At 57.5% G+C, this 8164-nt stretch carries 13 protein-coding genes; 4 read left to right on the top strand and 9 right to left on the bottom strand.

Features of this window, described 5'->3' with window-relative positions:
* Nucleotides 1–342: 342 nt before the first annotated feature.
* A complete protein-coding gene (locus AC04SH_RS34185) occupies nucleotides 343–954 on the bottom strand; it encodes a cell envelope biogenesis protein TolA (RefSeq protein ID WP_477237987.1) in 612 nt (203 codons plus the stop codon).
* 218 nt (nucleotides 955–1172) lie between these two features.
* Between AC04SH_RS34185 and AC04SH_RS34180 the strand changes: the two genes are divergently transcribed.
* Nucleotides 1173–1472, top strand: a complete 300-nt coding sequence (locus AC04SH_RS34180) for a helix-turn-helix domain-containing protein (RefSeq protein WP_488578028.1) — start codon at nucleotides 1173–1175, stop codon at nucleotides 1470–1472.
* A gap of 283 nt (nucleotides 1473–1755) precedes the next feature.
* Here AC04SH_RS34180 and AC04SH_RS34175 read toward each other — a convergent pair whose 3' ends face one another.
* From AC04SH_RS34175 to AC04SH_RS34155, 5 genes are all read right to left on the bottom strand, one after another.
* Nucleotides 1756–2232, bottom strand: a complete 477-nt coding sequence (locus AC04SH_RS34175) for a YciE/YciF ferroxidase family protein (protein ID WP_488578027.1) — start codon at nucleotides 2230–2232, stop codon at nucleotides 1756–1758.
* Nucleotides 2233–2367: 135 nt separating this feature from the next.
* Nucleotides 2368–3369 carry a YihY/virulence factor BrkB family protein gene (locus AC04SH_RS34170; RefSeq protein WP_488578026.1) on the bottom strand — a complete coding sequence of 334 codons (1002 nt, stop codon included), beginning with the start codon at nucleotides 3367–3369 and terminating at the stop codon, nucleotides 2368–2370.
* A gap of 196 nt (nucleotides 3370–3565) precedes the next feature.
* Nucleotides 3566–3817 carry a GlsB/YeaQ/YmgE family stress response membrane protein gene (locus AC04SH_RS34165; RefSeq protein ID WP_488578025.1) on the bottom strand — a complete coding sequence of 84 codons (252 nt, stop codon included), beginning with the start codon at nucleotides 3815–3817 and terminating at the stop codon, nucleotides 3566–3568.
* Nucleotides 3818–3943: 126 nt separating this feature from the next.
* Complete coding sequence (locus tag AC04SH_RS34160) at nucleotides 3944–4273, bottom strand: DUF4112 domain-containing protein (RefSeq protein ID WP_488578024.1); 330 nt, start codon at nucleotides 4271–4273, stop codon at nucleotides 3944–3946.
* A gap of 85 nt (nucleotides 4274–4358) precedes the next feature.
* Nucleotides 4359–4856, bottom strand: a complete 498-nt coding sequence (locus tag AC04SH_RS34155; RefSeq protein ID WP_488578023.1) for a YidB family protein — start codon at nucleotides 4854–4856, stop codon at nucleotides 4359–4361.
* 240 nt (nucleotides 4857–5096) lie between these two features.
* Between AC04SH_RS34155 and AC04SH_RS34150 the strand changes: the two genes are divergently transcribed.
* Together AC04SH_RS34150 and AC04SH_RS34145 are read left to right on the top strand one after the other, a co-directional pair.
* Complete coding sequence (locus AC04SH_RS34150; protein WP_488578029.1) at nucleotides 5097–6095, top strand: L,D-transpeptidase family protein; 999 nt, start codon at nucleotides 5097–5099, stop codon at nucleotides 6093–6095.
* Between the two features lie 47 nt (nucleotides 6096–6142).
* On the top strand, nucleotides 6143–6412 hold the full coding sequence (locus AC04SH_RS34145; RefSeq protein WP_488578022.1) for a hypothetical protein: 270 nt from the start codon (nucleotides 6143–6145) through the stop codon (nucleotides 6410–6412).
* A gap of 26 nt (nucleotides 6413–6438) precedes the next feature.
* Here AC04SH_RS34145 and AC04SH_RS34140 read toward each other — a convergent pair whose 3' ends face one another.
* The 3 genes from AC04SH_RS34140 to AC04SH_RS34130 all read right to left on the bottom strand — a co-directional run bounded on the left by AC04SH_RS34140 (nucleotide 6439) and on the right by AC04SH_RS34130 (nucleotide 7439).
* Nucleotides 6439–6702: a YMGG-like glycine zipper-containing protein gene (locus AC04SH_RS34140; RefSeq protein ID WP_477232484.1), complete on the bottom strand. Its 264-nt coding sequence runs from the start codon at nucleotides 6700–6702 to the stop codon at nucleotides 6439–6441.
* A gap of 111 nt (nucleotides 6703–6813) precedes the next feature.
* Complete coding sequence (locus AC04SH_RS34135) at nucleotides 6814–7101, bottom strand: hypothetical protein (protein WP_488578021.1); 288 nt, start codon at nucleotides 7099–7101, stop codon at nucleotides 6814–6816.
* Nucleotides 7101–7439 carry a low affinity iron permease family protein gene (locus AC04SH_RS34130; RefSeq protein ID WP_477232486.1) on the bottom strand — a complete coding sequence of 113 codons (339 nt, stop codon included), beginning with the start codon at nucleotides 7437–7439 and terminating at the stop codon, nucleotides 7101–7103. The genes AC04SH_RS34135 and AC04SH_RS34130 overlap by 1 nt, the downstream gene beginning before the upstream one ends.
* Nucleotides 7440–7958: 519 nt before the next feature.
* Between AC04SH_RS34130 and AC04SH_RS34125 the strand changes: the two genes are divergently transcribed.
* Nucleotides 7959–8164 (top strand): DUF1236 domain-containing protein (locus AC04SH_RS34125; protein ID WP_488578020.1); only part of this gene is annotated, 206 nt, incomplete at its 3' end.

Below are 8164 nucleotides of genomic sequence, written 5' to 3'. Positions count from 1 at the left end.
AGCTGGTCGGATCCGATGCGACTACAGAGCATCGCAAGGCTGAGACAAACGCCGGTATCGTCGTCCAAAGCCTGATTTGCTTGATCAAGCGAACGCTCCGCACGCTTCACGCGCAGCCGGGCCTTCGCCGCTTCAAAGTCATAGATTTCAACCATCGTTCCGAATCCTTACGGTTCGAGGTCCCTTCGATAAACCAACCTCCGTCGGCCGCTTTGGTTCCTGCGGCGGCCGAACGCAAGCGATGGCCGGTCAGCGGGAGGCAGCGAGCACAATGCAAATTTGCCGCGCCGCCCTATTGGGCTGGCTCGAACTGATGCGGTCGGACAGCGCCGTGCTTGCAGCCTACGCCTTTGCTTCGTTCAACGAGGCGTCGTGCGCCTGCTGCTCGCGCTCCCATCTTTCCTCCTCGTCAGCTTCCTCTTTGTCCAGGTCCTCCCGTCGCTGCCTGATGGCGTTCATGGCGCTCTCATGGCGGCTACGAGCCCGTTCGAAAACGGCATTGGCCTTGGCAATCGCTCGTTCGCGTAGCCTTTTCGCACGCTCGCGCTCGGCCTCTGCTTTTGCGCGATCGAGGGCCTCACGTTTTTTCTCCTTTTCGAGAGCCGCAGCCGCATTCAGTTCCGCTTTCTCTGCGGATTTCTTGTCGGCTTTCTTGCTAACGTCCTGGCGTTGCACACGATCCTGCGCAACTCGCTGACCCACGTCGGGTGCTCTCGGAAGCGCAGCCTTTTGAGTGAATTTCTCGCGCGATCCGACAGGCCGCCGCAAAACCACGCCTGGCGTGGCTATCGCTGCTTCAACCACTTTGGGGTCTTCCGTCTGTTTCGCGAATCCGCGCTTGAAGATGTCGGGGTCCGATCCCCATGCTTCTGCGGCAGCCTTCATCGATGGTGCGGCGACGGCAAGGTCAAAGAAGCCGATGGAGGTTTGATAGACTTTGAGTTTCTTAGCCATCCGATAGCGACCCTTACATGCACCGCGTTTTGGAGTAGATGGACCTTTGCACCCTTTGCCCGCGGCGCCCCAGCTTTTGCCAGGCCGTTCGATAAGCTCGTGGTCCTGCAAGCTGCACGCATCGTCAAGGTGCGGCAGATTTGGCACTAGTCGCGGCTTATAGGCCTCAGATTGCTGCAGAAAGGTCAAGGAACATATTAGCCATATTAAATGTTTGAATGCTTATGGACAGCCGCAACCTACTCTCAGCAGATCAATTAAGAGCAGCACGATCCCTACTGAACTGGTCGCGGGTCCGACTTGCCGTAAAGGCCAATCTTAGCGAAATGACGATCAGCGATTTTGAGAACGGCGTTAGGAAACCGCGTCCCCATAACATCGCTGCCATGCGCCAAGCCTTTGAGGACGCCGGAATTGTCTTCACCGTCGGAGGCACTCCATCGCTCGCCCGCCCTGAAGATGATAATGGTCTCACCACCGACAATAGAATGTGGCGCCGCCGGCAGAGAAAGGCATAAGGGAAACCCCGCCATCCCTCTCTTTCGCATCGCGCCGTGCTCTACCTCATGCCACACGGCGTCCAGCCCCTTGCAGGGACGCTCGATAAGCTCGCAGTCGCGTCGCGCGGGCCATGCCTCCGACGAATTGGCGGTCGCCTCCTGCACCCATCAACAAACAGAGCTGAGCTCGCTGTGCAGTTCGTTGGATGCAGCGGGGCGCCTCCTCCCCGCTGTGCCCCTTATAGCTTAAGGAGCGACTGTCACTCCGAAGGCCAGGAACTGCTCGCACCAACGCCGGGGATCAATTTGTCCTGTTAATCGACGTAACCGCCAGGTTCGTCAGCTTGTTGTTGGTGGCTTTTTCCTGGTCGAGGATCTCGCTGAGCAACTTGTGCGCCTCATCATGCCCAAGATCCTTTGCCCATTCCCGCAGCGAGCCGTACCGGGATATCTCATAGTGCTCGACTGCCTGACAAGCCGCCAGCAGGCCGGAATCGAGAGCCGTTCCCGACGCTTCCTCCATCAGTCCGTCAGCTTCCTTGATGAGGCCCTCTATCGCGTCGCACTTCTCCCCAGACGCTTTCTTGCCTATCGACTTGAACACCTGCTCGAGTTTCTTGATCTGTCCCTTTGTCTCTTCGAGATGGTCCTCGGCAGCTTTCTTTAGCTTGGCGTCCTTCACGGCCACAGCCACCTTGGGCAAGGCCTTGGTAATCGCGTTCTCCGCGTAATACATGTCTTGGAGGGTATGCTCGAAAATGTCGGCTAGAGTTTTCATTACAATGCTCCCTTGCCCGAATTGGCTTCGAGTGAAAGAGCGGGCGAGGCGAAAGGTTCCGTGCCTTTCACGCGGCACGCTACATCCTGCCGGAAGTCGCGATGGCTTATAGGATTGCGATGGCTTACCGCGTGGTCAGCGGCGAAGACCCAACATCAAGGTGGTCAGTGTTGCGCTCGCGCATGCCACCGCAAACAGCACGACAACTCCAGCAGGGTTGGACTTTTGCTCCGCGCGAAATGCGCCCACCTGTCTTGCTGGCAGACCTCTGTGAACCACCGCGTCCAGATCGGACCTGCTGCCGTGTCGAACGGAATAGGCGCGAGTGATTTCCGCACCAAAAAGAAAAATCTCCGCCGAGTAGTAAACCCACAGCAGGATGACGAGCAGACCACCGGCAGCCCCATATGAGGACGCGATCGCACTGGAGCCGATATACCAACCAATAAGCGATTTCCCGAGCGTGAACAGGGCAGCGGTCACAACCGCGCCAATTCCGACATCGCGCCATTCCAAGCTTCGATCAGGCAAGATCTTGAAGATAGCGGCGAACATGGCGGCGATCAGGACAAACGAAACGACCGCGTTGATCACGCCTAGGACGATTGTGCCGAACGGCAACTGTGCGTTGATGACGTTGCCTAGGGCCGAAATCGCCGCGCTTACTACGAGAGAGACGAGCAACATGAAGCCAAGTGCAGCGACCAGTCCCAGACTTGCTGCACGTGCGCGCACCAGGCGCGACAACGAACTGCCCTGCGCTTCGACCTTCCATATCGCGTTCAACGACTGCTGCATCTCGCCAAAGACACCTGAAGCGGTCACAAGCAAGGTGATGATGCCAATCACCGCCGCCCAGGTGCCGGATGATTTTCCGGATGCGCTCTCTAGTGCGGTTTGAAGGAGACTTGCGCTTTCTGGACCCATCAGGCCTGTGATCTGTGCAGACAAAGCCAATTGCGCGGCTTCGTGGCCGAATGCGACACCCGCGATTGCCACTACGATGAGCAGAATTGGCGCCAACGACGTCGTGGCGTAGAAAGCAATTGCCGCGCCGTGGCTAAGAGCGTTGTCGTTGACAAAGCCAACGACACTTTCTCGCACGATGCCCCATGCATTTGTCAGCGCGCGACGCATTTTGAGCCCCAGTTGCATTGGCGTTCACTAGCAATGCACCAGCACTTCCGATGTTCCGGGTGGGACCACAGCATGAGTTTCGCACTCGCCTCAAAATCCGAGGGCTAAGCGTCGCAAGAGGGCTGTGAAAAAACGCGTGACCCCTACGACCACGCGCCTCAATCATGAGTAAGAACGTGCAAGCTCGATTGTTGGTTCAGCGTCTAATCATTCGAGCCAGGGCAATCAAAATGCACGCACCGATGAAGCCGGCGACAAGATAGCCAAGCCAGCCGCTTAACGATACGCCAAGCAGCCCGAGAAGGACGTTGGCAACAATGGCGCCGACGATCCCCAAAATGATGTTCATGAGCACGCCCATATTGCTTTTCATGAACATCTCAGCGAGCCAGCCGGCGATACCGCCGATGACGATAGCAGCTATCCAACCAACGCCTGGATTTTCCATAATTTCCCCTTTACTTGAACCGAAATTGGTTCGGCGGGAAAACGTGCCATACGCCAATAAAGTTCCTCGGGTGAATACTGAGCTACACTCAGGCAGATCGCGTCACCCCCAGCTGCCAGCTTCCGCCTACCTCTGGAGGTGACGACGAAGCAGTCGGATGTTGCGGTTGTTGGCTTTAAAATAGATATCGAAGATTGAACCGAGAATAGGAACGCTTCCCCCTACCGTATCAACCAGCACGTTCCCTAACATGCGGGCGACCAAGCCATTTCCAGCACCGCAGTTTCGGGCTCGCACCACGATATATGCCGAAACTAGGCCCGTCGCCATATCTCCGAGTACGGGCACCAGACCCACCAGGGCATCCAGTCCAAAACGTATTGATGTTCCTGGAATGCGCCAGCGGGAATCAAGCAACGCGGCCAATAAATCCAACTCGACAATTGCTGTTGCCACATCAGAATCGCGATGGCCCTCCCGGCTCGTCTCAGCGGCCGGGCGTGTGCGATTTATCAACTCGCCCCGTTCTAGAGCTGTTGCTCTAGACATCGTCCTGACCGGTTGAATTCTTAGCTTGTGGCCTACGGGTGGGCACGTCATCAAGCAAGGTCGTCTCACCCGAGTTTCGCGTCGGCTCAGCGGGCAATTTTCCATCTGGCGTCATCTTGTTGACTGCCTCGGGCAAATCGCGCGTGATCCTGCTGATGAGGTCCTCGCGTGAAAGACCCGTCTGCATCGAGAGCGAAGTGAGTGTGTCTTCGTCTATGGCCGCCTCCACGTCGCTTGGCTGGATAGGCTGGTTCGGCCCGGTGCCAACCCAAGAGTCGACCTTCGATCCTGCCCCTGCCCCTCTGAATCGGTCGAGGATGTCACCGAGGGCTGTTCCCGACACGCCTTTCGATATCTGATCCAGAATCCCGCCTTGCGGGTCGCTTGGATTACGAGCTCCCGCCCCACGGAGCATGTCGCCGATCTTGTCGCGATTCTGGTATGCCAGGACGCCAAGCATCGCGATCGCCAATCTTCCCAGATTTGCCATTTTTGGTCTCCTCCACGGTTCAAATGGAGGAAGGGCTCAGCTTCACAAAAGTTCCGCGAGCGACGATCTAATGCTGGGTATCGCTGCGGCGTTGTCCGGGGCCGTCCGACTAAGATGTGAGTGCCGGTACGAGGTTGCGCTTGCGCTAAAGCCTTGAATCCAAATGCCTTGGACCGAGTTCACGGAACCAAATAGGCTGTGCCGCGTCATAGAGGCAGGTCCCCATCCGGAGTGAACTCGATGATCAGGCTCCTTGTCGTCGCGGCAGCGTTCCTCCTCGCTTGTGGGGGAGCCGAAGCGGCGAAGGAGGATCTAGCCGACGTCAACCAGGCGCAATTTGCATCCGACACTCCAAAGGGTTTCAGCCCAGTCGTTCTGAAGGCACAAATTCTCTTGGACCGCGCGCGCTTCTCGCCAGGCCTGATCGACGGCCACCTTGGTGAGAGCTTCACCAAGGCGATCAGCGCCTTCCAGACGGCGAACGGATTCCCGTCCGATGGCAAGCTCACCCAGGAAACCTGGGACAAGCTGCTGGCTACCTCCGCGAGCCCGGTCCTGATCACCTATGAACTGACGCGCAAGGATGTGCGCGGACCTTTTACAAAGCGAATTCCTGCTCGCCTGGAGCGCATGGCCCGGCTGTCGAGGCTCGGCTATCACAGTGCGGCCGAGAAGCTGGCGGAGCGCTTCCACATCAGCGAACCGCTATTGCAAAGACTCAATCCTGGCATCGGCCTGAGAAAGGCCGGCACGAAGCTGCTGGTCCCTGACATTGGTCGGGGCGATCCTCCCGCCGCCATTGCCGAGGTCGAGGTCGATAAGGAGGCTCGCGTGCTACGCGCGCTTGATCCTTCCGGTAAAGCGCTCGCAGTCTACCCCGCGTCCATAGGAAGCGACGAAAAGCCCGCGCCGAGCGGCCAGACAGAGGTCAAACGCGTGGTGCACAATCCGACCTATCACTACGATCCCCACTTCGCTTTCAAGGGCGTCAAGACCAAACGCCCCTTCACCATTGCTGCCGGCCCTAACAATCCGGTGGGGTCTATATGGATCGATCTGTCGATCGAAAGCTACGGCATTCACGGCACCCCCGAACCCGGCAAGATCGGGAAGACCTTCTCGCATGGCTGCATCAGGTTGACGAACTGGGATGCCGAAGACCTCGCCTCGATGGTAAAAAAGGGCACGAAAGTTACCTTCAAGGGCGAAATGGCCGACGCTAGCGGCAAACCCAAGTAGGCATACCCACCAAATCGGTCATTTTGACCTGATTCAGAAAGCAGGATGTGACCTACCAGGGCCTCATCAACGTTGTCGAGGTGGCAGGCAAGGACGGCTTCGGCTGGCACTTCGCCCTACTGTCGGGAACGGGAGCTGATCGCCCCTGGCTGGCAGGCAATCCTACCCCTCTCAAAGGATGGTGGATCGCGGGCTGCCGCAAAGAGCTATTGGGCTTCATTGATTTGACGCCAGCATCGGCTTCAATGTCCCATCGCGAAGCCAAAACTGATGGAAGAAAGCAGCCGTGGGAAGGACCGAAATCAAAAGGCGCGTGATCGTAGAGGACCACGCGCCTTCTAAATCAGTAGCCCTCCGGGCACCGAGCCACGTAAACTCTTCCATACCTATCGCGGTATCTGCACTGGCCGGCTTCGCTGGCGTGTCCAATGACCGCGCCGGCTATCGCGCCAACTGCGCCACCAACAACCGCGCCTTTGACGGGGTCGCCTGCCACGGCGGCGCCTACTGCCGCGCCGCCCAATCCGCCCACGGCAGCGCCCTGTTCGGTGCGTGAACATGCTGCGAGCGGGATAAGTATACTCAAAATAAGAAGCGTCTTTTTCATTGATTCCTCCTTAGGCCATTATTAGCCATAACTTAAATGCGCGACCGGGTTTTTTGATCCACCGTCACCCGCTGCCAGCAAGCGAAAAGCAGATCAGGCATGTCGCATTCGTCAGTCATTGGGCTTGACTTTCATTCGGCGTGCGGCGTCCACCAACGCGGCACCGTCCCCATCAATGCTATTGACGAGTTCGCGAGCCTGATCGGGGTCGATGCCGGTTTCCCTCGACAAGAAGAAGACACGGAAGGACTTCTCTTCAGATGGAACGGGCGCAACACACCCGCCCCCATCTTCAGCCAGACGCTTGGCACGCTTTCGCGGTGTGCGCTTCCTCTGATCAGATGCCGTGAGAGGGTCGAGGGACATGGCCACGTCGTCTGCTGGGCCAGAAACGCTCATTATCGCTGTCCTCGATCTGCCGCTTCTTCTTCGAGCACGATAAGCTTTTCCCGGATCTCCTCCGGCTCGGCGTGCTCCAGTCCGACGACATCGTTTCTGGTTTCATCCAGTGAAACGATGATTTCATCGAGTTTGGCGTGGATGGCGGCTGTGTCTCGATAGCCCTGAATAAGGACAATCCCCGTGATCACGATAGCCGCTACTGAAAGCGCATAGGTAACTGCATTTGTCATGCCAAAGGGCACCAGAGCGGTACACGCCACCATGGCTATCATCAAGACGTAGAAACCCGGTGGCCGCGATAGGAAATCGGCCGCCACGAAAAGGATGCGGTTCATGTCCTTGCCACGGTCAACAAGGCAATCAGGGAAGCGAGGGCGACGCAAATTGGCACTGCCGCGAGTAAGCCTGCCTCCAGGAACCGGACTTCTTTGTCGCGAAACATTAGTTCACCCCACGCTCACCAGTCAGGACAGAGGGTTCAATCGCCATTTTCCGCTGCAGTAGAGTCGTCTCAGCGCAGCAATGGGCCAAGCAGATGTTGGGATCGTCAGCCAAGGGATATTCCAATCATTAGGAACGTGACGGCCACCGCAAAAATCGGCGCGAGCAGCCAACGCGATTGGCCAACACTTCTATCCACAGGTTCCTCCTGCAATCTGCATCAAACAACGAGCGCAGGGAGTGGCTGTTCCGGGCAGCATAATCCGCAAGACCATTGCGTCTTGCAGTCAGACCTTGGTCCTGCGTCGACCCGACCGAAGTCTGTGCCTGGGAACATTTGCAATACGACAAAGTTGGATTGGCCAGGCCGACGACGAGGGTCGGTCCGTGCTGGCCTAACAATGGAGAAAATCATGAAAATCTATCTTACAGGCACCGCAGCGGCGCTTCTGCTTATCGCAGGCATCGGCGCCGCTGCTGCAGAAGACATCATCATCCAGCCCGAGCAAGACACGGTTATCCGTGAATATGTGAAGAAACAGCCTCTCGCTTCGGTGAAGCTTCCCGGTGTGGAACTCAACGTCGGCACGGCTCTGCCTGATACGGTCGAGCTTCACGA

The sequence above is a fragment of the Mesorhizobium sp. CNPSo 4688 genome, from assembly GCF_057784295.1.
Note: the sequence above shows the minus strand (reverse complement) of the source record. Positions and strands in the feature narration are given on the sequence as shown.

Bases quoted from the DNA above. Each gene is read 5' to 3' on its own strand.
- AC04SH_RS34185 (WP_477237987.1), bottom strand. From the start codon at position 954: ATGGCTAAGAAACTCAAAGTCTATCAAACCTCCATCGGCTTCTTTGAC.
- AC04SH_RS34180 (WP_488578028.1), top strand. From the start codon at position 1,173: ATGCTTATGGACAGCCGCAACCTACTCTCAGCAGATCAATTAAGAGCA.
- AC04SH_RS34175 (WP_488578027.1), bottom strand. From the start codon at position 2,232: ATGAAAACTCTAGCCGACATTTTCGAGCATACCCTCCAAGACATGTAT.
- AC04SH_RS34170 (WP_488578026.1), bottom strand. From the start codon at position 3,369: ATGCGTCGCGCGCTGACAAATGCATGGGGCATCGTGCGAGAAAGTGTC.
- AC04SH_RS34165 (WP_488578025.1), bottom strand. From the start codon at position 3,817: ATGGAAAATCCAGGCGTTGGTTGGATAGCTGCTATCGTCATCGGCGGT.
- AC04SH_RS34155 (WP_488578023.1), bottom strand. From the start codon at position 4,856: ATGGCAAATCTGGGAAGATTGGCGATCGCGATGCTTGGCGTCCTGGCA.
- AC04SH_RS34150 (WP_488578029.1), top strand. From the start codon at position 5,097: ATGATCAGGCTCCTTGTCGTCGCGGCAGCGTTCCTCCTCGCTTGTGGG.
- AC04SH_RS34140 (WP_477232484.1), bottom strand. From the start codon at position 6,702: ATGAAAAAGACGCTTCTTATTTTGAGTATACTTATCCCGCTCGCAGCA.
- AC04SH_RS34135 (WP_488578021.1), bottom strand. From the start codon at position 7,101: ATGAGCGTTTCTGGCCCAGCAGACGACGTGGCCATGTCCCTCGACCCT.
- AC04SH_RS34130 (WP_477232486.1), bottom strand. From the start codon at position 7,439: ATGAACCGCATCCTTTTCGTGGCGGCCGATTTCCTATCGCGGCCACCG.